The following is a 24,101-nucleotide window of genomic DNA, read 5'->3' on the forward strand; positions in this document are numbered from 1 at the left end:
AGCGGCATAAACGAACACTGAGGAGACATTCAATGAAAAAATATATTAAGACGCTAATAATGGCATCATCTATCGTTGCGGTTGTGCCGCTAACGGCTTACGCCGAAGAGACTTATCCATCCCAGGTGGTGAAACTGGTGGTGCCTTTTCCACCCGGTGGCCCAACTGATGCACTGGCCCGGCGGCTGGCTCAAGGGGTGGGTGAAACGCTGAATACACAAGTCATTGTTGAAAACAAGGCGGGTGCCGGTGGCAATATTGGCTCGGAGTACGTAGCCAGTGCCAAACCGGATGGTTATACGATCCTGTTTGGCACATCGGGCCCACTTGCGATTAATACCAGCCTTTATAAAAAGCAGAACTATCACCCGCAAACCAGTTTTGAACCCATTATCAAGATAGGGCACTTGCCCAATATCCTGGTTGTTCATCCTTCAATACAGGCCAACAATGTTCAGGAGCTGATCGCACTCAGTAAACAAAATCCGCAGTCATTAACGTATGCCTCTTCGGGGAATGGGGCTTCCTCCCATTTGGCCGGGGTGCTGTTCAATGGCATGGCAGGGACGGATATTACCCATGTGCCTTACCGGGGAACCGGGCCGGCCTTGAATGATTTGCTGGGTGGGCAGGTTAGCATGGCATTTACCGATATTCTGACCGCCTTGCCTCATATTAAAGCAGGCAAACTGAAACCGCTGGGTCTTGCCAGTGGAGAGCGCTCACAGGCGTTGCCAGATTTGGCCACAATTCAGGAACAAGGCCTGGATGGTTATGATGTGAGTGTTTTTTTTGGGATAGTGGCACCGGCAAACACACCGGAAAGTATTGTCAAGAAGTTGAACCTGGCATTTGGAGCAGCAACGGCCAAGCCCGAAATACAGGAAACCCTGACTAAACAGGGGATTGTTGAGGCGGAACTGAAAACACCGGCAGAACTGCATGACTTTATCAGGGATGAGGTGGTCAAATGGGAGCAGGTTGTTGCTGAAGCTAAGATTCAACTGGATTAAGAGTTATGCATAATCAATCATCACATTCCCATAGCGCCTTAACCGGCCTGACAGTTATCGATTTGACGCGTGTGTTGGGGGGACCATACTGCACCCAGATTCTGGCAGATCATGGTGCTAATGTGCTTAAAATAGAACCGCCTTCAGGCGATGAAACACGCATGTGGGGCCCCCCGTTTGTGGGGGATACGGCAGCCTATTTTGTGGGAGTCAACCGGAACAAAGAGGGCATGAGCCTGGATTTGTCCCAGGAACAGGGCAGGGCCTTTTTAAGAACCCTGCTGGCAGATGCCGATATCCTGGTAGAAAACTTCAAGCCAGGTACCCTGGAAAAATGGGGACTCGGGTATCAAACTCTGCAGCAGGAGTTTCCAGCCCTGATTCATTGTTGTATTAGTGGTTTTGGGGCCGATGGCCCCTTGGGAGGACTGCCGGGGTATGATGCCTGTGCCCAGGCCATGTGCGGCCTGATGAGTGTGAATGGAGAAAAAAACGGCGATCCGCTTAGGGTAGGGTTGCCGGTGGTGGATATGGTAACCGGCCTGAATGCCGCGATTGCCATCTTAATGGCGGTGAATGAGCGGCATAACAGTGGTTTGGGGCAATACCTGGATATCACTTTGTATGATTGCGCCATTTCATTGTTGCATCCGCATGCACCCAATTATTTCAACAGTGGCAAGATTCCGGGTAGAACCGGTAATGATCATCCCAATATTGCCCCCTATGAATCTTATGCCACGGGCGAAGGAGAGATTTTTCTGGCGGTGGGTAATAACCGGCAATTTGCCTTGTTATGCCAGAAACTGAACCATCCGGCCCTGGCCGAAGATGCACGTTTCATTAATAATGCGGACAGGTTGCAAAACAGGTCGCAATTACGTGAGGTGCTTTCTGCCATTCTGCTTGAGTACAAAGCCCAGGAACTTGCTCGGGATTTGCTTGAATTGGGTGTTCCGGCCGCTCCCATTAATAACGTGGCCCAGTTGCTGGAGCATCCACATACGGCACACAGGAATATGGTGATTGAACAGGATGGTTATATTGGGATTAATACACCCATCAAGCTGTCCAGGACGCCAGCCCGTTTTAGAAAAGGAGCACCAGCGTTACAGAAACCCTCTTTTGAGTATTGAGTGAGTGGATCTGTAAAAGACCCGCTCAGTTTCAGTTTTTCAGGGCCTTTTCCAGCAAGGCATTCACCACGTCGTTGGTGCTGGTGTTTTGTGCAATAGCCTGGGCACGAATTTCTTCTATCAGGGTTTGTTTGATTTTTACCGGGAACGATACCAGGCCTTGTGCCTGGTCCAGCTTGCGTTGCTCGCGTCGGTCAAGTAGTGCACCTGAGTCGGTAGAAAAACGGTTCGGAATGCCTTCCTGTTTCATTTTTCCTACTGTTTTAAGGGCTTTTTGTTTTTCCAAATCGGTTTTTTTCATGCTGATTCTGTATTGATGGGTTGTAGGAGAGAGGGGTTTTAGCGCATGAGTGACGATTTTTAATTAGGCCAGTATGCAAAAAAAGCAGAGCAGATAATAGCACCATTTGAATGCCAAACGGAGTTTTTTTGAATGGCATCTATTAATGGTTTTGGTAAAAAGACGCCACAGGATTACAGTGGCGTCTTTGTTGATGCTGTTAAATAAAGGTATTAACTGAAATTAATCGTTAATTAACAAATCTTCCAGTTGGTTGTTGGGATTTTCTGCCAAGTAGTTGGCAATAAATGCCGGTCTTTTGCCACGGCCAGACCAGGTTTCTTCCGGATTGTTTTTGCTACGATATTTGGCTTTAACGGGTTTTGCGCTTTTTGCCTGTTTGCCAGTTAAACCTTCAGCAATAATGGCAGGGTCTATACCCAGCGCTTGCGCCATTTTTTTGCCTTCCTGAATATAACGGTTCAGTTCTTCGGTACGGATTTCATTAACACGTTTATCTAGCAGGTTTTGTACTGCTACGATGTCATTGGCAGAAGAGAGATTGGAAACGAGGGCTTCCAGAAACTGGCTGGTTGAAACATTGTGTTTATTGATTAATTCATTAAAAGAACCAATTAATGATTTGTGTTCTTCTTTAACGGATTCCAATGCTATAGAGCGAGACATGTTTTTATAGCCTTTTAAAATTGATTTTGATAAATGATTGGTTTCTTATGAATGATTAATAGGAAGGCTATTAACCAAGTTAGAAAGCTGGACTTAATTATAGATAAAATGGCCTTTATACGCCACTGTTAATTATAAAAATTATTTGAATGGCTAACATAACTGCTGGCTTATAAATTGGGTTTTTGGGTAATGCTGGGCGGTGTTGATTTAGGACCAGTAAAGCCTGGTTGTATTTGTGTATTTTTACTTATGGTGTTTGTTTCGTTAATATTTGTATATTAATTGTATTTATTAATAACAAATTGTTTGTTAATAAATTTAATTGGTGCATGGGTAATTAATGGCTTATAGAATTAATAAGCCAAGCATAAGAAAGCATTTAACATTAATGACCCATTGGGTTATTAATGTTAAATGATCCATTCCGCATACAGGGAAAGCAAAAGGATGATTTTGCAACACTTCCTGGAAAAATTTTAAAAAGACGAAAAAAACAAAACATGAATCAAAAAATAGAGGGATAATTCCGTCTGTTTATCAGCAGTAAGTACGTTTTTATTGATCACTTCCGGACCGACTATGTTTTATGTTTTTCCCAATCCCCAGGCAATTGCAAAACATGTAAGTGAATTGCTTATTGCACAAATCCAGAAAAAAAATGATTCGGTATTGGGCTTGGCCACAGGCAGCACCATGGAACCTGTTTATGAAAAATTATGTGAACAGGTTGCGCAACAAAATGTAGATGTATCGGGCTTAACCACCTTCAACCTGGATGAATACATCGGGTTGGGTAGCGATCATCCGCAGAGTTATCGTTATTATATGCGGCAGCATTTGTTCAACCGCCTGGCGTTTGTGCAGCATCGCACCTTCCTGCCAGACGGTTTGTGTGCGGATCCGATCAAGCAATGTGAACAATACTCAGATCAAATCCAGCAGGCTGGTCACATCGACTTGCAGTTGCTGGGCATTGGTAATAACGGTCATATCGGCTTTAACGAGCCGGGCACCTCATTTGGCAGCCGTACACATGTGGTACCGCTAACTGAACAAACCAGGATTGATAACAGTCGTTTTTTTGATTCTTTGGATGAGGTGCCTACTCAGGCTATTACGTTGGGCCTGCAGGACATCATGGAATCAAAACAAATTATTCTTATTGCCACAGGTACCAACAAGGCGCAAATCATGGCAGAGCTGTATGAAAGCCCTGTTACCGAGCAGTTGCCGGCTTCGGTAATCAAGTCTCATCCGAATGCGATGATTTTGCTTGATGAACAGGCGGCGCAATTTTTACCTGCCGAGTTGCGTGATGCGGTGGTGAGTTAAGTAATTGTGTTACGCCTATTCTGAAGGCACCACCAATTCCGATCGTGTCATGGTTGGCGTAGCCCCCAGGCTGATGATAATGGCATGCGTTATGCGGTTGGCCTTAGTGGTCCTCTAGAAGAAGTTCGTTCTAGAAAAGAAGAGATAGCCCGCTTGTTGGTGCAAAAACTGGGTATGCATGATATGCATACCTACGACAAAAATAGCATTTCTTGATGTAGATCAAAAACAAATAGAATGTGTTCCATAGGTTTTATTTTGAACTTACCGGGACACGACAATGATTTATTCAATTAACGAAGAAAAATTCAAACAGTCGATGAGAAATCTCGCCTCCGGGGTCACACTGATTACCAGTGAGTGCTCTGGCTTGCGTGGTGGCATGACCGCTACTGCTGTTTGCTCATTATCTGCCGATCCGGCCCAAATTCTTATTTGCGTTAATCGTAAGTCAGCGACTTATGGCCTTATCAAGGCGGGCGGAAAATTCTGCGTCAATGTATTGGCTGATTCTCAATCACAGATTGCTTCTGTGTTTGCCAGCCCCATTGATTGGGAGCAAAAATTCTCCAGAGCAGAGTGGAACACACTGGAAACGGGTGCGCCAGTCCTGAAGGATGCCTTGGTGGCCTTTGATTGTGAAGTGGCTGAATACATCGACTCGGCCACTCATACGATATTCATTGGACGGGTGGTAGGTGCTAATTTCACTGAAAACGAATTGCCGCTGATCTATTTCCAAGGTAACTACTCTTCACTGACCAACCAAGAAAGTGTGGGTGTTCATGCATATTGATGGATGAAATGATAATGACAAAAATGTTTGATTTTACATACTCGGAAGCCCGCACTTGTGGTCAGGAGGCTTACGATGCTTCGCTGGTGGATGATAGCTGGATGAGCAGTCAAGAAAGGCAACTGTATGAGTCTGCCATGCATTTGATACCGGTCTTGCAGCAAAGGGAAAAAGACTGTATCACTGCACGTAGTTTACCGGACGAAACCTTTGCCGATTTCCAGCGGCTTGGTCTGCCCAGGATTCTTCAGCCGATGTTATATGGCGGATTTGAGGGTTCAACAACCTTGCTGTCAAGAATTGTTGAAGATTTGTCTGTTGCTTGCCCATCTAGTGGCTGGGTGTTGGCAGTATACGGTGAGCATGCCTGGATGGCGGCAAGCTTTGCGAAACAGGCCCAGGACGAGATCTGGCTTGAGAACCAACAGGCGGTTGTTGCCTCCAGCCTGGCACCACGTGCCACGGCAGAAATCGTCGAGGGTGGCTATCGTGTGACGGGCACTTATCCTTTTGCCAGTGGTTGCAAACACGCTTTGTGGCTGGTGTTGGGCGTGTTTGTTCAGAATGGTGAAAGCCGTGAAATGCGCTACATGTTGGTACCCAAACATGATGTGGAAATTCTGGATGACTGGGAAACACTGGGGCTTCGTGGTACTGGCAGCAATACCTTATTACTGGACAATGTATTTATTCCTGATCATCGTACGGTGGTGGACAAGTCTCTGCAAACAGGGGACACCCCAGGTAGTAAAGTACATCCGGATTATGCATTGTTGCGTGCGCCACGACAGGTTTTTTCAACTTTTACCCAGCTCCCGGTGACCCTTGGCCTGGGACGCCGGGTATTAAATCATGTTTGCCAGACAATGCAAGGTAGAGTCTCGCGTGGCACCACAAATTTACAGGATTCACAAATTGTTCAGCTCAAAATCGGTGAGGCTGCGGCAGATTTGAATGCGGCTATTACAGTTGCGCATCGCAGGCAGCAATACACGCATGAGCGGATGAAAAGAGGACTCGAACTTGGTCAGCGGGATGTTTTTGCCTGTCGACGCGATTCGGTCTGGGCAAACAGCATGGCCCGTCAAAGCATTGAAAAGCTGATTTCAATTACCAGCGCTGAAATTGTTCATAACCGCAATGATTTGCAATCATGGTACCGGGATGCCCTCACAACAGGTACGCATTTTAGTGCCAACTGGGAATCGGCCATGGTGCCTTATGGGAAATTTCAGCTTGGATTGATTTAAGTAAAAACTACTTATGGAAATATTAATAAGAGGAATGGGGATGAAGACAAAGGAATATGAATTTAATTATGAGGATGTGGTTTATCTGGCGCATCCAGGTGGTGAGTTATTGGCCCGTATATATACACCAGTAGGTGATGGGCCGTTTCCGGCGATAGTAGAACTGCATGGCGGGGCCTGGAGCAAATTTGATCGGACCCGTGGGGAAGCCTTGCACCAAGCCTTTGCCAAAGCAGGTATTGTGGTAGTTGCTCTGGATTTCAGGCAAGGTGAGGAGGGGGCGTACCCTAAATCGGTAGCCGATATCAATTATGGCATTCGATGGCTGAAAGCCAATGCGGAAAAACTTAAGGTGGATCCTGAGCGGGTCGGACTTTCCGGTAATTCCAGTGGCGGACATTTGGGTATGTTGGTGGCCATGCGCCCCGATGATCCACGTTACAGCGAAATCCAGTTGCCCGATGCATCACCCAGCGTGGATGCCAGTGTCAGGTTCGTGTCTATGTTATGGCCTGTTATCAATCCTTACGGCCGCTATCAGCATGCCAAACGGCTTCTTGATAGTGATTCACCGCCAGAGTGGGCGGCCAGAATTGTGAAAATGCAGGATGCTTATTGGAAAACGACCGAAGCAATGAAGGAAGCTAACCCAATGCTTATGCTTGAACGCAAGGAAAAGGTGCATTTGCCACCGGCATTTTGGCTTTCTGTGAAGAATGATGACGTGCACAACTATAGGGATATTGAGTCCGATGTGCCGGGTACCGAAGCCGATCGCTTTGCCCTGCGCTATGGCGAAGCTGGTGGAAATATTGAGTTGCTGGTTTGGGATGCAGAAAAAATGTTTACCGTGGTTCATCCAACTTTGCCCTCTACTGTTGAGGCGATGAACAGGGTGGTGGCATTTGCAAAAAAACATCTTGACGCCTGAAATCAGGAGGAAACCATGCGTTTGATCCCGAAGAAATACAATGTTGGTGGCGTCAGGCTAGAGCAGCCCTTCAAGGCTGTCAGATTGGGACACTTGGGTTTGTGGGAAGAAAACCTGCCGGAAAAACTGAAAATACTGGTTGATGTATTGGGCATGCGGCATACGGATGTATTGAAAAAGTCCAATGCCGATATATTGGGACACTTTACGACTTGCAATACCGATCACCACACCCTGGTTATTCTCAATCCGAATTCAGGGGACCCAGAGCGTAAAAAGCTGTATGAGGCAGGCGTTATCCTGAATCAAATCTCCTTTCAGGTTAACAGCCTGAAAGAAGTGAATGATGCACACGCATTTTTTCTTGAAAATGACATTAGAATCAGTCGTATCGGCCGTGACTTGCCCGGCAGCAATTGGGCGGTTTATGCCTTTGATCCGGACGGGCACCGGGTAGAGCTTTTTTACGGTATGGAGCAAATTGGCTGGAGCGGCAATAGCAAGCCCGAAGCCATGTATGAGCGGCTGCCATACGTTACATTCACTCTGCCGCAAAAGGCGGAAGCACAGGAAGTTCAGCAGGCCAAAGAGCGCAATATCGATCTGTGTTCGGGCTTTTCCTGTCATTCTTCACAACCCCATGTCTATGATGTAGGTGGTGTTTTGCTGCAGCAGCCCTTTAAAGTCTCCAAGGTTGGTCCCGTTCGCATTTTTGTTGCCGATATGGAAAAATCCGAGCATTTCTACATCAAGATCATCGGTTTGAAAAAGACCGAAGAAGTTGAGTATCGGGGGCATAAGTGCGTGTATCTTAGTACCGGTCAAGAGCATCATTGCGTGGCGCTTATTCCGATTGCCTTGCGCAATATGTTGGGGTTCAAGGAAAATACGACCTTGTTAAGTATTGGTCTGCAGGTTCAAACTTATGAGCAACTGAGGCAGGCCGGCTCTTTTCTGATTGAAAAAGGCTTGAGGCCCGTTCATGTTCCGCAGGAATTGCAGCCTGGTATTCAATATGCCCTGCATTTTGCGCTTGACGAGGTGAATCTCTTGCAGATTTATTTTGAAATGGATGGTTTTCACAAGAAGCAATCAGAAAATCCATATGCTTTTTTGCCATTCGAGCAATGGCCGGATTGCATAGAAGCAGGGGAAGAAAGCTATACCACCCAAACCCGCTTGGGACCGATGGGATAAAAAGGCTCTGTCGTGGTTGCCGTGGAGAAAAATGCAATTTGATTTCACTTGATTGCATAGAAATGCATAAATAAATGAATGCTGAGATATATGGATGCTGTCATTTTATAAAAAGAGGAAAGGAGACAATAGTGATGAATGATCAAACAATCAATGTGACTAGAAGAAAAGTGCTTATGGGCATGGCCGCGGGCAGCCTGGCCGGACTGAGCGGCTTTAGCGCTCTTGCGAATACACACGCAACGGTATCGGTAGGTCCGATCAAGCTGATCTCAATGAGTTCACCGGGTGCGGCTGGCGATACGTCCCTACGTCTGATTGCCAATTATATGCAGCCGGTTATAGGTAAATCTGTGCTGGTTGAAAACCGGCCTGGTGCCGGTGGTCACATTGCAGGCGAGTTTGCATCCAGAAGCAGGCCCGACGGTAGCACTGTTCTTTCATCAGGAGCACCGTTGTTTGCCTTGCGCCCGATTTTGTTTCCGACGTTGGGATATGACCCCCTGCAAAGCCTGAAACCGGTTGGTTACACGGTTGCGCATTTGCATGTGCTATTGGCTAGCAAGGCGACTAATGTGAAAACCCTGGATGACTTTGTGGTCTATGCTAAAAAACATGGATCAGCTGTCAATTACGGCTCTGGTGGTGTAGGTCACCCAATACACCTCTATGTCGAAAAAATCCAGAAAAAATTTGGCACCCAGATGACACATATTCCCTACAAGGGGATGCCGTTTGCCATGCAAGCTTTAGTTACCAATGATATTCAGTTCCTGGTATTGGCTGTTTCCGATGTGCTTCCTTATATCCAGGATGGCAGCATCAACCTCTTAGCGACAACCGGACCGGACATACCTGGTATTGAGCTGAATGCTCCGCGTCTGGAAGATGTTTATCCGGATTTAGCCCATTCTGTCTGGTCGGCACTTTGGGTGCCCACGTCTACTCCTCAGGAGATTGTGGTGCGGTTGAGTGAAACGCTGGCTAGTATTAAGGATGTACCTGAGTATCAACGTGCCCTGAGTCAGCTGGGTATGGCTGCGCTCAAAGGCAGTCCGGAAGAAGTGCTGAACCAGCTTCAAAAGGAAAGCACTGCTTTGCGGAATCTGGCTCAGGAAATAGGTTTGAAAAAATAATTTCGGCTATAGTGTGCCTGACTGTTTTCTCATAAAGTTGATATGAAATGCGCTCTAAACTGGCTCGTTACATGATTAATCTGCAGCATTTTGCTGCTGTGGTTGATTATGGCAGCATTAATGCCGCTGCTTCTGCCCTTGCTATCACCCAGCCAGCGCTAACGCGCAGCATTGCAAAGCTGGAGGATGTTTTTCAGGTTCCCTTATTGGAGCGGTCGGCTCGTGGAGTGAGAGTAACAGCTTATGGCCATGCCCTGCTTGATCCGATCGCTTCCATTCAAGCCGAATTTCATAAGATTCAGAACCACATGGATATTATGAAAGGGGCGAGTGAGGGGCGTATTAACTGTGGTGCCGGCTCTGTTTCGATGATTCATATTATTCCGCCCGCAGTTAGTTTGATGCTTAGAAGCCAGGAAAAAGTGTATATCAATTTAATGGAAGGGCATACTCCGGAATTACTGCAAAAATTGAAAAGAGGGGAACTGGATATTGTGATTGGTATTGAGCAGGTCGATAAGAATTTTAGTGACCTGAGCAGCGAATTTCTGATCGAAGAGGAATACCATTTTTGCGTTTCCAGTACCAATCAAATCGACTTTACCAATTGGCAATTCAAGGATCTGATCGGCCATGAGAAACTGGTTGCTCCTGTTTCCAGTGGGCAGATAGGCAAGGCGGTTGAACATGAGCGGCAACGGCTGGGTGGAACATTGAATGAGCACCGCATTGAAAGCTCATCTCATTCCGTTATTCGTCATTTGGTATTGAATGACAACTACCTGGCTTTTTGTTCGTCAATTTTGTTTGATCAGGAAATTCGCTCGGGTGCCATGAAAATCCTGAAAGGAAACTGGCATTTTCCACCATTCAATACCAATATTTACCGTCGTCGTGATGAGTATGCTCCAGCCAATACTGACAGGTTTGTGCATTATCTTAAAGCTCAGGCAGGAAAATTCAAGGCTCAACCGCTTGATGGCGATTAATTTCCATGAGTGATTTATCAATTGACATGAATAAAAATTTACATAAAGAGTGTTGGTCATTGACGCCTGAAGCAGCGAAGGCGCTCATTGACAAGGGGGCAGTGGTTATTGATGTACGCAGCCAACAGAGTCAAAACGCGGTCAGCATAACCGGATCGATTCAATTTGAAAAAGGTGATGTCATTGATTTTGCCAATGACAATGCCGATACCAACATTATTCTTTATTGCAATACTGGTGGTGGCGCCCGGGCAACCGCATTGGAGGCCAGAAATGCAAATTGCTTGAATGTTTTTGATATTGCCGGTGGACTGTATGCCTGGTCTGCAGCTGGATTTCCTGTTATGCAACGTTTTAACCCTTAACCATAAGCGCATCCCATGTTTCAGTCCCTGCTTCGTTTTCTTAAAATCGACCGTTTTACCTTGCTGCTGGTTGTAGCTGTTCTGGTTGCCACGGTATTGCCCGCTCATGGTCGTGGGATGCCGGTGGTGCAAATGGCAACCAGCATGGCCATCGGGTTGCTGTTTTTCCTGCATGGGGCACGGCTGTCACGCCATGCCATTATTGCAGGTGCGACACACTGGCGCCTTCATTTGCTTATTTTTTCCTGTACGTTCATTCTCTTCCCCGTTCTGGGGGTGCTGTCCCGGCCCTTCCTTGAACCCATGCTTACCCCTGATTTGTATAAAGGGATTCTATATTTGTGCGTATTGCCTGCTACCGTACAATCGGCGATTGCCTTTACCTCGGTTGCTCGTGGCAATATTCCCGCTGCCATCTGTAGTGCTTCATCTTCCAGTATTTTAGGCATTTTCATTACCCCCATGCTGGTTAGCCTACTGATAACCGACGGCACGGCAACCAGCGACCCGCAACTGGCCTTGGACGCCATCTGGAACATCACCCAGCAATTGTTAATTCCGTTTGCGCTGGGGCATTTCAGCCGCCCTGTCACCGCCGGCTTTATTGGCAATCATGCTTCTCTCATGAAATTTGTGGATCAGGGCTCGATTCTGCTGGTGGTATATGTGGCGTTTTCTGCAGCGGTGAATGAAGGCTTATGGAACCAGATGCCTTCGATGGCCTTATTGCTGCTTACTTTAGTTAGCAGCGTGTTGCTGGCAATTGTGCTGTTATTTACAGCTTTTATTGGAAAGTTGATGGGTTTTTCGTTAGAGGATCGCATTACCCTGGTGTTTTGCGGATCGAAAAAAAGCCTTGCCAGTGGCCTGCCCATGGCGCAGGTATTATTTGCCGGTCAGGCGGTAGGTGCGATTGTGCTGCCCTTGATTATTTTTCACCAGATTCAGCTAATGGTATGCGCGTTCATTGCCGCCAAGTTGTCCGGGCGCAAGGAAGAAGTTGAATTGCTTGAGGACATTGGGGAGGGCGCTGTTATTTCACCGGTGGTGAAATAACAGGCATAGGCGTTACCACGCGGGAGCGTGGGAACGAGGACGTATTTACGCGTGGAAAAACATTGTCAACGGCTTTCCCTGTTGCGCCAGCTATCCCAACGTTTGTCGTTATACCTGTTGTCGTAGCGGTTATCTCGCTCATACCGCCTGTCATCGCGATCTCTTTCTGTGTATCCATCACGGTCAGAACGATCCCAATTACCGTGATGGCCATGAATGCAGCCTGTCAATAATAATGCAGAAAGGCCAATAACTAAAACAGATGTTTTCATGGCTAGCCTCCATGTGGTTATGGCTATAATCCATCATATTCCTTGTTTCAATATCCGGTTGTTATTTTTGTAAACAAAATATAAATCCGGATATTGAAAGCATCATATTTTGTTCAAATGCGTGGGAAAGAGGAAGTACAACTGAAAGGGCTAATACTTTAACGGCAATATTATTTGTCTGTATACAGGTAATCCCGTAGAAGATTTCATTTGACCAGTTGTTTGAATTGTTGATAAAGTGATAATGTCCGCACAAACTAATTTAAGGGCTTATTTGAGGCATTGGATCAAATGGACAGAAGTATTGGGGTGGGACAGGAAGCACAAAACACAGATTTGATGAATGCAGATGTGTTTCTGCAATATAGGAATTGATCCTATTCATTTTGCGGTTATTATGGTGGCTAACGTTGAAATAGCAACATTGACACCTCCGATTGGCCTGAATCTGTTTGTCATGAGTGGTATTGCCAAGATTCCGGTAGAATCGGTGGCAAAAGGGGTATGCCTTATTACTTAACCAGAGTCGTTGCACTGGCCCTGATTACCTTTGTGCCGGCAATTTCATTAATCCTGCTTAAGTAACTTAGCGTAAGTTTATAATACGGGAAACCTTTACCAATTCTGCAAAAATATGTTTACAAATCATGAAATAGATAGAGATGCTTTTATAAGAGGCAATCAACCACGGTATGTTCAATTGGCCAACACGCTAATCAATGAAATTACCGATGGCAAATATCAAATCGGTGATTTACTGCCTACCGAGCAGGATATGTGCGTGCAATTTGGGGTCAGTCGTTTTACGGTAAGGGAAGCACTTAAAAAACTGGTGCAATCCGGGCTGGTTACCCGCCAGCCCGGGGTTGGCTCAAAGGTCATTTCAACCCATATGACAACGGCCTATAGCCAGAATATCATGGATATTTCCGACTTTTATCGTTATGCCACCGATACTTCGCTGGTTATCCAAAGCAGCGAAATCATTACGATTACGGCTGAGCAGGCCGATATGCTCGAGGCCTCAGAGGGAGGAACCTGGTTGTTTTTAATTGGTAGCCGTTTTTCAGAAAAAAGCGAGCTGCCCATCAGCTATACCGAAATCTGGATTAATCCGGCTTTTCGGGCTATTAAAGGCATTATGGGTAAACGCAGTGAGGCCATTCACTCGGAAATTGAAAAACAGTTTGGTGAAACGGTGGTTAAAGTTGAGCAAACCATCACGGCGACTTCCCTGACTAAAAAACAGGCCAATGCCTTACAGGTTAAAAGTGGTAGTCCAAGCCTGTGCATTGCCCGCAAATACCGCAATCGCAAGGGTGAGTTGATAGAACTCTCCATCAGCCACCATCCCGAGACCCGGTTCAGTTATAACTCGGTCTTTGTGAAAAACAATATCCCGGCTTAACGCCGTTAAAGTCACTGTTAAAGGCCTCTGGCAGGCCTTGCCTGACTTCTGCATCCAACCCTTCACCAGTCCTTATCCCGTGCCATCAGAACACGGAGCCAGCCAATGCTGGATACATTTTATTTTCCTGATATTTTCATATTTTTTGCTTGACAGCGAATTAAATACTATTTATCATTTTCTTTAATTTGTACGGACAAACAAACAAATAGACAAACCAGTCAATTTAAGGAGATAGAAAATGTTATTCCCTCAAAAAGTGGGTGAAAACCGTTACCGCGCCCGTTACGGCCGTTACTTCGAAGAGTTCAATATTGGCGATATTTATGAGCATCGCCCTGGCCGAACCATTACTGATGCGGACAACATCCAGTTTTCATTAATGACCATGAATTACCACCCCATGCACTGCGACCTGGCACATGCAGAAAAAAGTGAGTTCGGTAAACTGTTGGTCAATAGCGGGTTGACACTGGCCATTGTGCTGGGTATGACCGTGAATGATGTCAGTGGCCAGGCCATTGCCAACCTGGGCTGGAAAGACATTACGTTGACCAACCCGGTTTTTGCGGGGGATACCTTGTATGCCGAGTCTGAAGTGCTGGACAAGCGCGAATCCAAAACCCGTCCTACACAAGGCATTGTGACGGTCAGGACCAAAGCGTTCAACCAAAAAAATGAGCAAATCATGGTGTTTGACCGCACCTTCCTGGTGGCCAAAGAAGGTCATGGTGTGGGTGATAAATAATCGGTGTGAAAATGCCAATATAAATCGCCGTCAAGAGCGATTAATCGTTAATAAATAATTAAAAGATATTAATAATTCAAGGAGTCCTAGAGTGAGACATACTATTCGCAAACACATCATTAGTGCCTGCACAGTGGGAATGATGGCTTTTTCATTTTGTGCACAGGCAGCCTATCCGGAAAAACCCATCAAGATTGTTGTGGGTTTTCCTCCCGGGCAGGCCACGGACATTATTGCGCGTTTGGCGGCCAAGAAACTGGAGGACAATCTTAAACAACCGGTTATTGTCGAAAACAAACCGGGGGCGGCCGGTATTATTGGCACCATGGATGTGGTAAGAGCCAAGCCAGACGGCTATACCTTGTTAGTGGGTTCAAGTGGCACACTTTCCATTAACCCCAGCCTGTATGGTGATTTGGCCTATGACCCCTTGAAAGATTTGCGTCCCGTTGCCGAACTCTCTGAAGTGCCGTTATTCCTGGCAGTTAATGCCAATGTACCTGTGAATAATGCCAAAGAGTTTGTTGAAATGGTGAAAGCCAATCCCGAAAAATATAACTATGGCTCAGCAGGCAGCGGTGTGACCAGCCATTTGGCCATGGAGCTTTTGAAGCATGACCTTGGCCTGGAAATGGATCACATTCCCTACAAGGGAAGTCCGGCTGCCGTGACGGACCTGGTGGGGGGCAGGGTGACGGCCATGGTGGATACTGGGCCCGCACTGATTCCAATGGCCCAGAAAGGTCATATCAAATTATTGGCTGTGCTCAGCGACAAGCGGGTACCCGCACAGCCTGACGTACCCACATTGAAGGAAGCCGGTCTGGGTGATGTGCTGGCAACGGCTTGGGTTGGCTTGGCCGCGCCCAAAGGCACCCCTGACGAGGTACTTCAAACGTTGCACCAGTCACTGCAAAAAAATTGGCAAAGTGAAGATGTGGATAAAGTCCTGAATGGTCTTGGATCGCTGTCTGTCCTGAACAGTCCGGAAGAATTCACCCGTTATATCGAGTCTGAAATTAAAAAGTGGAAAGTTGCCGTGGAACTGTCCGGCGCTAAAGTCAATTAAATAAAGGTGTAGAGACAATGAATCAAACTATTTCCTCGCTCATCAGCGATAAAATTTCAAGCATCAACTTTAATGGCATTCCTGAACAGGTCAGGGAAAGGGCAAAATATCTGATCATGGATGCCTTGGGCATTGCCTACGCGTCCACCCAGTATGACTTTGCTGAAAAAACCCTGGCAGGCATCCTGGCTATTTCGGAGCCCACGCCCAATGGCGTACCGGTGATTGGCATGAATGTGTCTTTGCCTGCCCGTGATGCGGCGATTGTGAATGGTTTGCTGATTCATGGACTGGATTATGATGATACGCACCCTAAAGGCGTGATTCATGCAACGGCACCGGTGCTGGCCGCCGTCCTGTCCCAGGCACACCGTCTGCAAAAATCCGGTGAAGACTTGTTGACCGCTTATATTGTGGGTATTGAAGTTGCCACCCGTTTGGGGGCAGCTGCCAAGGGTGGTTTTCATCAGGTGGGTTTTCATCCGACCGGTTTGATTGGTGCGTTTGGGGCAACCTTGGCCGCGGCATGGCTGGATAAGCTGGATGCAGGGCAAATGACCCATGCCCAGGGTATTACCCTGTCACTGGCTTCGGGCAGCCTTGAGTTCCTGCAAGATGGCGCCTGGACCAAGCGTATTCATCCAGGTTGGGCGGCCAATGCCGCCATTAACTCAGCCTCTCTGGCCAAGCACGGCTTCCTGGGTCCCAGGGAAACGTATGAGGGTCGTTTTGGTTTATACGCCAGCCACCTGGGCGCCGATTTCAAACTGGAAGGTCTGGAAGAAAGCGTCAGCACGATTGGCCAGGAATGGGAGCTGATGAATATTGCGGTTAAACCGATTCCGGCCTGTCACTTCACGCATGCCTGCACCGATGCCGCAGCCATTGTTGCCAAACAATTCAATCTTGAAGATATTATCAAGATTGAGGCCAAAGTGCCGGCAGGCGTCATGAAAACCGTCTGCGAGCCTGCCGAGAACAAGCAAAAGCCAGCGAACTCTTATGAGGCCCAATTCAGTATTCCTTACTCTGTTGCCACCGGTTTGAGGTTTGGCCGCTTTTCGTTGGATGCCCTGGATGAGAAGGCCTATACCGACCCCGAAACCCTGGCACTGGCTGCCAAGGTCATTAGCGTACCGGACCCCGATGCCGACTTCCCCAAATACTATTCCGGCGAAGTGGTGGTGACGCTGAACGACGGCAAGGTGATTTCGCATCGTGAGTCTATCAACCGGGGTGCGGATGTACGGCCCATTACCAATGGTGAGGTCGAGGCCAAATATGTGGAAAACACTGAAAACCTGTTGGATGCCGGAAAAATTGCACAAATTTCTTCAGCCCTTAAGGGTCTTGAAAATCAAAGTGCCAGCCAATTGATGAATTTATTAAGTACCAAATAAGCGAGTGAGAACAAGATGAGCAAAGATAGCAATAACCACGATGTTGAACAAGAACAGTTGATTCTGGATATGCTGGATAAATTTCTGGCGTCAGAAGTGGCCCCGCATGTGCACCAGCTGGAGCATGACGATATCTACCCTGAAGAAATCGTTGAAAAAATGAAGGACATGGGCCTGTTTGGCTGTATTATTGACCAGGAATACGGTGGCCTGGGTTTGTCTACCCAGACCTACTCCAAGATCATTGAAAGAATGTCCAAGGTATGGATGTCCATTTCAGGCATTATCAACTCGCACCTGATCATGGCCATGGCCGTGCAGAAAAACGGCACGGAAGAACAAAAACGCAAATACCTGCCACGCTTTGCCACCGGTGAACTGCGTGGGGGCGTTGGCCTGACCGAGCCTGATTGTGGCACCGATTTGCAGGCTATTCGCACGGTTGCGCGTAAGCAGGGTAACAAATACATTATTAACGGTTCAAAAATGTGGATCACCAACAGCATGTATGGCAACTGCCTGGCATTGCTGGTTAAAACAGATCCGGAAGCTACTCCAAGGCATAAAGGCATGAGCCTTTTCATTGCTGAAAAAGGCAAGGGCTTCATTGTTAACCGGAAACTGCCCAAACTGGGCTACAAGGGTATTGATACCTGCTCGCTGAACTTCGATGACTACGAGGTTGATGAGTCTTGCCTGATTGGTGGTGTTGAAGGCAGAGGTTTGCAGCATGTGCTGAACGGCCTTGAGCTGGGCCGTATCAACGTGGCTGCCCGTGGGTTGGGTGTGGCGCAGGCTGCATTGGAAGAAGCCTTGCAGTATTCGCAAATTCGCAAAACATTTGGCAAACCCATTTGTGAGCATCAGGCGATTCAGCTTAAATTGGGTGAAATGGCTACACGTACCGAAGCGGCCCGCCTGCTGGTTTATGCCGCTGCGGCAGCCTATGACAGGGGCGAGCGCTGTGATGCCGAAGCCGGGATGGCCAAGTACTTTGCCACCGAAGCCGGCATGGAGAACTCGCTGGAAGCCATGCGCATTTTTGGTGGTTATGGCTATTCCAAAGAATACAACGTTGAACGACTGTACCGTGATGCACCTTTATTGCTGATTGGTGAAGGCACCAATGAAATGCAGCGCATTATTATCGCCAAACAAATGATAGAGAGAAACAAGGTATGAACCAGAACGCATTAAACAGTTTGCCCCTGAAGGGCGTGCGCATTATTGCGGTCGAGCAATACGGGGCAGGTCCATTCGGTACCCAGCACCTGGCGGATCTGGGCGCCGAAGTCATCAAGATTGAAAACCAGGCGGATGGCGGAGATGTTGGCCGCCATGTGGGCCCGTATTACTTTGGTGAAAATGACAGCCATTTCTATCAGGCCTTCAACCGAAACAAGAAAAGCATCACGCTTAATTTGAAGTCTGAACAGGGCAAGGAAATTTTTCACCGTTTGCTGAAAAATGCCGACATTGTTTTCAATAATCTGCGTGGTGACTTGCCCGAAAAACTGGGTCTCACCTACGAAGACCTGAAGCAGTACAATGAAAAAATCGTGTGTGCACACTTGTCTGCTTACGGACGTGAGGGTTCCAGAAAATCCTGGCCTGGCTACGATTACCTGATGCAGGCCGAGGCGGGCTATCTGTCCTTGACAGGAGAGCCCGACGGGCCGCCCAGCCGCATGGGCCTGTCTATTATTGACCTGATGACGGGAACCACTGCTGCCATGGGAATGCTGGCGGGTTTGGTTGGCGCCCGTGAAACCGGCAAAGGACGAGATATTGACGTCAGCCTGTATGATGTCGCCATCCATAACCTTGCCTATGTGGGTGTTTGGTACCTGAACGAAGGATTCTCCCTGAAACGCGAGCCTTTTTCAAGCCATCCATCGTTAACACCAAGCCAGTTGTACCGCACGCAAGACGGCTGGGTTTTCCTGATGTGCAACAAGGAAAAATTCTGGGGCACCCTTTGCGTGGCCATTGAACGGCCAGAGTGGATCAATCGTCCTGAGTATCAACGGTTCCCGGATCGCCTTAAAAACAGGGATGCGCTGAAAGAAGAGCTGGAAGCAGTGCTGACAACACGCACCACCGAAGAATGGATGAAAGCATTTGCTGGAAAAGTGCCTGCTGCACCGGTTTATGACGTGGCGCAAGCGCTGGATAATGACTTCATCCAGGAACAGGAACGCATTCTAGAAGTAGAGCATGCTGGCAGGAAGGTGCGCAGTATTGCGTCACCTGTTCGGGTGGGGGCACATCCGCTTAAGGCAGCGCCAGCCATGGGAGAACATAATGAAGAACTGTTGTCCGAGGTGGGTTATAGCGAGCAGGAAATCCGTTCGTTTAAAGAAGAGCATGTAATCTAGGCGAGGGCAGGAGGAATATAATGCCGACGGCAAAAAGCTATCTGTTCGTTCCGGGTGACCGCCCTGAGCGGTTTGAAAAAGCACTGGGCACGCATGCAGGAATGGTCATTCTGGATCTTGAAGATGCCGTGGCGCCCGACGCCAAAGACAATGCCCGGGAAGGCATCAGGCAGTGGCTTGAAAATACTGACACCCGCCATTTCACAGACCGGCTCATGTTGCGGGTGAATGATGTTGATACAAGCTGGTATGGCAGTGATGTGGCGTTGCTGGCAACGGGTAAATTCAAGGGCGTCATGTTGCCCAAGGCGCAAAGTGTCAATGCCCTTGAGCAACTGGCTGCCAGTCTTGAGGGTCAACAGGAAATCATCCCCCTGATTGAAACCGTACAGGGCTGGGACAATGCCCGCCAATTGGGTGAGGCCACTCGCGTATCCCGGCTGGCATTTGGTTCTGTTGATTTTGCCATTGATGCCGGGATAGAGGGGGACCATGAAGAACTGGATTATGTGCGTTCTTCCCTGGTCTTGCAATCCCGCTTGGCAGGCATTGCCAAACCGGTGGATGGGGTAACGGTAGATTTCAGGAATCTGGATGTCCTGAAAGCTGATGTCGGGCGTTCACGCCGCTATGGTTTTGGCGCCAAGCTGTGTATTCACCCTGCCCAGGTTGATACGGTGAATGAGGGCTATGCACCTTCTGCCAAAGAAATTGATTGGGCCAAAAGGGTATTGGAAGGAGTTGAAAAATTCGGACTGGGTGCTTTTGCCCTGGAAGGAAAACTGTTGGACAAACCTTTGTTTATTCGGGCGCAGCGTATCCTTGCCGCGACTTGACTGGTAGGGCTCATGAATAAAAAAGGAAGCTTAAGCTTCCTTTTTTGTTGGCCAGAAGAGGTATTACCCAGCATATTTTTTGTCAAATTCCCAAACTTCAGGAAAGCCAATCAGATGATTGAAATCGGAAAAATCGTACAGCATGGACTCTAGTCCGGCTGAGGTATGCGTGGTGGCGAGATGCTGATATGCATTGTGCAATGCTTTACCCGCGGCCAGAAAGCCGAGTGCAGGATAAATCGCAATGGCGTAGCCCATTTCCTGTAATGTAGCCGCAGGCAGAATGGGGGTGCGGCCGGTTTCCACCAGATTGATCAGCAGGGGCTTTTCAATGGTTTTGGCAATTTTCCACATCTCCTCTTCATTTTCAGGCGACTCGATAAAAATGATGTCTGCACCCGCCCGGGCATATTGTTCGCCCCGGCGCAAGGCTTCATCCAGTCCTAGACTGGTTCGGGCATCGGTGCGGGCAATAATCAGAAAATCGGGGTTTGAGCGGGCATCGACGGCCACCTTGATTTTCTTGACCATGTCGGCGGCAGGAATCACCCGTCGTCCGGGCGTATGGCCGCATTTTTTAGGAAACTCCTGGTCTTCAAGCTGGATAGCCGCCGCGCCCGATTTTTCATAGGCGCGAACGGTATGGGCCACGTTCAGCAAGCCGCCATAACCGGTGTCCCCATCACAAATCACCGGTTTGCTGGTGGCATTGCAAAAGGCGGATACCCGGTTGTTCATGTCGGTCATGGTGGCAAGTCCGGCATCCGGTAAGCCCAGATAAGAAGCTACGGTTCCGTACCCCGTCATGTAAAGGCAGTCAAAGTTCATTTGGCTGGCGATCTTGACGGAAATCAGGTCATACACACCGGGGGCAATCACCAGTTTTCCCGGGGCAAGTATTTTTTTCAGCTTGTTTTTTTCATTATTCATGGCAATCCGTCAGGCCTTGTGTGCGCTCAAGGCCTGTGTGTTTAGGGTTTAAGCAGGAATGAATCAAACGGGTTTCAAGTCAATGGCCACCGCCAGGTTGCGCCATAGTTCAAAATCTTTTTTGACCTGTTCATTGAAATTTTCAACCGAATCACCCACGGGTTCGGCAGCCTGTTTTTGCAGGATCTCTTTCATATCGGGCTGGTTAATGACCTGGGCCACGGCTTGTTGCATGCTGTCCAGCAAAGGCTTGGGTGTTTTGGCGGGAGCAAAAATGCTGTAAGTCACGTAGACGTTGTCAAACTCTTTAAAGCCCAGTTCTGCCATGGTGGGAACATCTGGCCACATTTGGGTTCTGGACTGGCCGGTTACCGCCAGTGGAGTGATTTTGCCCGATTGCACATAAGCACTGGAGGACAGCAAGCTGCCTGTGGCCATGCTGGTCACGCCACCGGCCACATCAGCCATGAGCGGTGCCCCGCCTTTATAGGGGACGCTGATCATGTTCAGTTTATTGTAGTGATTGAACATATCCCCAACCAGACGGGTCATGTTTTCGGAGCTGCCATAGGCAAATTTATTGCCGGGTTTTTTAGCCAGAGCCAGGAAATCATTAATGTTTTTGGCCTCCAGTTTGGTGCTGCTTAAAAACGCCAGGGGAGAGCGGGCAACCATGGTGACACCGATGAAATCCTTGAATGTGTCGTAAGGAATGTCTTTGGTGACCAAGGGGTTGATCAGGTGGCTGTTGACCACCAGGGCGTAGGTGTAGCCGTCCGGTTTTGATGTGGCGACTGAACGGGTCCCGATAATGCCATTGGCACCTGGTTTGTTTTCAACAATGACCGGTTGCTTGAATACTTTGGAAAGTCGGTCGCTAAGATGCCGGGCAATAATGTCTGTACCACCACCGGCCGAGTAGGGGACGACCAGGGTGATGGGTTGTGCGGGGTAAGGGTCTGCGGCCAGGGCTGGTGTGGCAACAGCAGCGCATGTACCCATAAGAATCAAAGAAAATAGCCGTGTATGAGTTTGCTTCATTTTGTCTCCTGAATAAAGTTTTTTTGTGGTATTGGGATCACCCTGGAATGGGTGGCAATACAGAGGGTTGGGCATCCTTTGGAGTGCTGCTTTGTTGGATGTCTTATAAGAATTATTATATTTGTACGTATGTTCGTAATGTACGGACAAATTTAAAGGAGAATGAATTGTCTGTCAAGAAATAATTATTTACTTGCGTGATGTAGATCAAGGTGAGTTTTTTAATGGCTGGTTGGCAGGCGTTACCACGCGGGAGCGTGGTAACGAGTATCGGGTAGCTTGCAAAAGATGACTAATGCGTTATTTACGCGCATTATAGCGTGAAAATTGCGCACATTAAAAAATAAAGAAATAACGCTTGATTGATTAACTCATTGATATCAAACGATTTTTTCAATTCATGAAAATTGGCATGTATCTTGCTGTATGTAGTATGGATTACGCGGATGCGTAAATTTTTAATGTCATACAAGAGAGTAGAAACATGAAATCGATGAAGATTATTTGTCCTAACGGTCATCTGGGTTTTGCCCCGTTGAGAACTGAAAGTTTTCATATTGGCGTTCAGGCGGCGCCGGATTTTATTGCGGCGGATTCCGGCAGTGATGATGTTGGCCCCGTGCCTTTGGGTTCTGATACCTCCACCAGTCCCGAGGCATGGCAGAAGCATGACCTGGAAGAAATGCTATTGGCTTCGCGCCGGCTGGGCGTTCCCATGATTATCGGTTCAGCGGGCGATACCGGCTCTAACAGCCGGGTTGATATGTATGTCCGCATTATTCAGGAACTGGCGGAAAAACACAACTTGCCCAAATTCACACTCGGCTATTTTTATTCCGAAGTGGATAAGGAAACGGTACGCCTGAAAATCCGTAATGGGAACAGTGTGACCGGCCTGGATGGTTTTGATGACCTGACAGAAGCTGAACTGGATGCCACTGACCGTATCGTGGCCGTCGCGGGGGTACATCCCTATATCAAGCTTCTGGAGCAGGGGGCTGATGTCATTATTGGCGGAAGAAGTTCCGATGCGGCAGTCTTTGCTTCACCAGCGATTTTCAAGGGCTTTCCAGAGGACAAGGCCTACTACCTAGGTAAGGTCCTGGAATGTGCATCGTTTTGTGCTGAGCCATATGGTGGCAAGGAAACGGTAATGGGTGAAATTTCCCATGAAGATGTCCAGGTGACCGCCATGCACCCGGAGCAGCGTTGCACGATTGCTTCGGTAGCCGGTCATGCCATGTATGAGCGTTCAAACCCTTTCGAAGAGTTCTTTGCGGGTGGCAGACTGGATATGACTGATTGCCATTATGAACAGCTCACAGAGAAGACCACCCGCATTACGGGCTCACGTTTTGAACCTGCGCAGCAGATTCGCGTAAAACTGGAAGGTTCAGGAAAAGTGGGAGAGCGGTTCATCGGGTTTTGTGGCGTTCGCGATCCTTATACCATTGCCAATATAGACCGCGTCATTGGTTGGGCCAGAGAAAAAGTACAAGAGCGGTTTGGTAATGAGGGTTATCAGCTGCATTACAGCGTATATGGCCGTGACGGTGTGATGGGAGCGCTGGAACCATTACGGCATCAGACAGGACATGAAGTGGGTGTCCTGGTACAGGGCGTTGCACCAACGCGTGAAATGGCGGAAGAGCTGACATTGATCGGTCTGCGCCAGATGTTTTATGCCCGCTTGCCTGATGTCAAAGGCACCGCAGGCTCGGTATCCTTCCCGTTGGATGAGGTGGTTGAAGCCAGTGCCGCCTATCGCTGGACACTTAACCACACCATGCCTGTTGATGATGTGCTTGAACTTTTCCCAACCAATATGATTACCGCTGGCGTATAACA

25 protein-coding genes are annotated in these 24,101 nt (G+C 48.0%); 20 read left to right on the top strand and 5 right to left on the bottom strand.

The window, feature by feature from the left end; translation table 11 throughout:
• Nucleotides 1-32 precede the first annotated feature (32 nt).
• Complete coding sequence (locus ACM5Q9_RS11530; protein WP_418144888.1) at nucleotides 33-1,013, top strand: Bug family tripartite tricarboxylate transporter substrate binding protein; 981 nt, start codon at nucleotides 33-35, stop codon at nucleotides 1,011-1,013.
• Nucleotides 1,014-1,018: 5 nt separating this feature from the next.
• Complete coding sequence (locus ACM5Q9_RS11535) at nucleotides 1,019-2,149, top strand: CaiB/BaiF CoA transferase family protein (protein WP_418144889.1); 1,131 nt, start codon at nucleotides 1,019-1,021, stop codon at nucleotides 2,147-2,149.
• A gap of 31 nt (nucleotides 2,150-2,180) precedes the next feature.
• Here ACM5Q9_RS11535 and ACM5Q9_RS11540 read toward each other — a convergent pair whose 3' ends face one another.
• Nucleotides 2,181-2,450, bottom strand: coding sequence for a hypothetical protein (locus ACM5Q9_RS11540; protein ID WP_418144890.1), 270 nt, complete (start codon nucleotides 2,448-2,450; stop codon nucleotides 2,181-2,183).
• Between the two features lie 222 nt (nucleotides 2,451-2,672).
• Nucleotides 2,673-3,116 carry an H-NS family nucleoid-associated regulatory protein gene (locus tag ACM5Q9_RS11545; RefSeq protein WP_418144891.1) on the bottom strand — a complete coding sequence of 148 codons (444 nt, stop codon included), beginning with the start codon at nucleotides 3,114-3,116 and terminating at the stop codon, nucleotides 2,673-2,675.
• 582 nt (nucleotides 3,117-3,698) lie between these two features.
• Here ACM5Q9_RS11545 and nagB point away from each other — a divergent pair.
• The 9 genes from nagB (at nucleotide 3,699) to ACM5Q9_RS11590 (ending at nucleotide 12,171) form a co-directional block, all read left to right on the top strand.
• Nucleotides 3,699-4,451, top strand: a complete 753-nt coding sequence (nagB, locus tag ACM5Q9_RS11550) for a glucosamine-6-phosphate deaminase (protein WP_418144892.1) — start codon at nucleotides 3,699-3,701, stop codon at nucleotides 4,449-4,451.
• Between the two features lie 280 nt (nucleotides 4,452-4,731).
• Nucleotides 4,732-5,247 carry a flavin reductase family protein gene (locus tag ACM5Q9_RS11555; RefSeq protein ID WP_418144893.1) on the top strand — a complete coding sequence of 172 codons (516 nt, stop codon included), beginning with the start codon at nucleotides 4,732-4,734 and terminating at the stop codon, nucleotides 5,245-5,247.
• A 23-nt stretch (nucleotides 5,248-5,270) separates the two neighbouring features.
• Entirely contained in the window at nucleotides 5,271-6,497 is a 1,227-nt protein-coding gene (locus tag ACM5Q9_RS11560; protein ID WP_418144894.1) for an acyl-CoA dehydrogenase family protein, read from the top strand.
• A 40-nt stretch (nucleotides 6,498-6,537) separates the two neighbouring features.
• Entirely contained in the window at nucleotides 6,538-7,428 is an 891-nt protein-coding gene (locus tag ACM5Q9_RS11565; RefSeq protein ID WP_418144895.1) for an alpha/beta hydrolase, read from the top strand.
• Nucleotides 7,429-7,443: 15 nt separating this feature from the next.
• Entirely contained in the window at nucleotides 7,444-8,625 is a 1,182-nt protein-coding gene (locus ACM5Q9_RS11570; protein ID WP_418144896.1) for a VOC family protein, read from the top strand.
• Between the two features lie 134 nt (nucleotides 8,626-8,759).
• Complete coding sequence (locus ACM5Q9_RS11575; RefSeq protein WP_418144897.1) at nucleotides 8,760-9,761, top strand: Bug family tripartite tricarboxylate transporter substrate binding protein; 1,002 nt, start codon at nucleotides 8,760-8,762, stop codon at nucleotides 9,759-9,761.
• Between the two features lie 47 nt (nucleotides 9,762-9,808).
• A complete protein-coding gene (locus ACM5Q9_RS11580; RefSeq protein WP_418144898.1) occupies nucleotides 9,809-10,750 on the top strand; it encodes a LysR family transcriptional regulator in 942 nt (313 codons plus the stop codon).
• Nucleotides 10,751-10,755: 5 nt separating this feature from the next.
• Nucleotides 10,756-11,115: a rhodanese-like domain-containing protein gene (locus ACM5Q9_RS11585; protein WP_418144899.1), complete on the top strand. Its 360-nt coding sequence runs from the start codon at nucleotides 10,756-10,758 to the stop codon at nucleotides 11,113-11,115.
• A gap of 15 nt (nucleotides 11,116-11,130) precedes the next feature.
• Nucleotides 11,131-12,171 (top strand): bile acid:sodium symporter family protein, encoded by a 1,041-nt coding sequence (locus tag ACM5Q9_RS11590; protein WP_418144900.1) that lies wholly within the window; start codon nucleotides 11,131-11,133, stop codon nucleotides 12,169-12,171.
• A 65-nt stretch (nucleotides 12,172-12,236) separates the two neighbouring features.
• Here the strand turns inward: ACM5Q9_RS11590 and ACM5Q9_RS11595 are convergent, their stop codons facing one another.
• Nucleotides 12,237-12,443, bottom strand: a complete 207-nt coding sequence (locus ACM5Q9_RS11595) for a hypothetical protein (RefSeq protein ID WP_418144901.1) — start codon at nucleotides 12,441-12,443, stop codon at nucleotides 12,237-12,239.
• A gap of 343 nt (nucleotides 12,444-12,786) precedes the next feature.
• On the opposite strand from ACM5Q9_RS11595, the gene ACM5Q9_RS11600 reads away from it, so the two are divergent.
• The 8 genes from ACM5Q9_RS11600 (at nucleotide 12,787) to ACM5Q9_RS11635 (ending at nucleotide 20,282) form a co-directional block, all read left to right on the top strand.
• Complete coding sequence (locus tag ACM5Q9_RS11600; protein WP_418144902.1) at nucleotides 12,787-12,963, top strand: TRAP transporter large permease subunit; 177 nt, start codon at nucleotides 12,787-12,789, stop codon at nucleotides 12,961-12,963.
• A gap of 180 nt (nucleotides 12,964-13,143) precedes the next feature.
• Nucleotides 13,144-13,851, top strand: coding sequence for a GntR family transcriptional regulator (locus tag ACM5Q9_RS11605; RefSeq protein WP_418144903.1), 708 nt, complete (start codon nucleotides 13,144-13,146; stop codon nucleotides 13,849-13,851).
• Nucleotides 13,852-14,092: 241 nt separating this feature from the next.
• Nucleotides 14,093-14,599 (top strand): MaoC family dehydratase, encoded by a 507-nt coding sequence (locus ACM5Q9_RS11610; RefSeq protein WP_418144904.1) that lies wholly within the window; start codon nucleotides 14,093-14,095, stop codon nucleotides 14,597-14,599.
• A gap of 91 nt (nucleotides 14,600-14,690) precedes the next feature.
• Entirely contained in the window at nucleotides 14,691-15,668 is a 978-nt protein-coding gene (locus ACM5Q9_RS11615) for a Bug family tripartite tricarboxylate transporter substrate binding protein (protein WP_418144905.1), read from the top strand.
• Nucleotides 15,669-15,685: 17 nt separating this feature from the next.
• On the top strand, nucleotides 15,686-17,068 hold the full coding sequence (locus ACM5Q9_RS11620; protein WP_418144906.1) for an MmgE/PrpD family protein: 1,383 nt from the start codon (nucleotides 15,686-15,688) through the stop codon (nucleotides 17,066-17,068).
• A 15-nt stretch (nucleotides 17,069-17,083) separates the two neighbouring features.
• Entirely contained in the window at nucleotides 17,084-18,250 is a 1,167-nt protein-coding gene (locus ACM5Q9_RS11625) for an acyl-CoA dehydrogenase family protein (protein ID WP_418144907.1), read from the top strand.
• Nucleotides 18,247-19,446, top strand: a complete 1,200-nt coding sequence (locus ACM5Q9_RS11630; protein WP_418144908.1) for a CaiB/BaiF CoA transferase family protein — start codon at nucleotides 18,247-18,249, stop codon at nucleotides 19,444-19,446. The genes ACM5Q9_RS11625 and ACM5Q9_RS11630 overlap by 4 nt, the downstream gene beginning before the upstream one ends.
• A 20-nt stretch (nucleotides 19,447-19,466) precedes the next feature.
• Nucleotides 19,467-20,282, top strand: a complete 816-nt coding sequence (locus ACM5Q9_RS11635) for an HpcH/HpaI aldolase/citrate lyase family protein (RefSeq protein WP_418144909.1) — start codon at nucleotides 19,467-19,469, stop codon at nucleotides 20,280-20,282.
• Nucleotides 20,283-20,345: 63 nt separating this feature from the next.
• Here ACM5Q9_RS11635 and ACM5Q9_RS11640 read toward each other — a convergent pair whose 3' ends face one another.
• A complete protein-coding gene (locus tag ACM5Q9_RS11640; protein WP_418144910.1) occupies nucleotides 20,346-21,212 on the bottom strand; it encodes an isocitrate lyase/PEP mutase family protein in 867 nt (288 codons plus the stop codon).
• A 63-nt stretch (nucleotides 21,213-21,275) separates the two neighbouring features.
• Complete coding sequence (locus tag ACM5Q9_RS11645) at nucleotides 21,276-22,253, bottom strand: tripartite tricarboxylate transporter substrate binding protein (RefSeq protein WP_418144911.1); 978 nt, start codon at nucleotides 22,251-22,253, stop codon at nucleotides 21,276-21,278.
• 484 nt (nucleotides 22,254-22,737) lie between these two features.
• Here ACM5Q9_RS11645 and ACM5Q9_RS11650 point away from each other — a divergent pair, with 484 nt between their 5' ends.
• Complete coding sequence (locus ACM5Q9_RS11650) at nucleotides 22,738-24,099, top strand: acyclic terpene utilization AtuA family protein (RefSeq protein WP_418144912.1); 1,362 nt, start codon at nucleotides 22,738-22,740, stop codon at nucleotides 24,097-24,099.
• Nucleotides 24,100-24,101: the final 2 nt, after the last annotated feature.

The sequence above is a fragment of the Advenella sp. RU8 genome, from assembly GCF_048381675.1.
Taxonomy (GTDB): Bacteria; Pseudomonadota; Gammaproteobacteria; order Burkholderiales; family Burkholderiaceae_B; genus Advenella.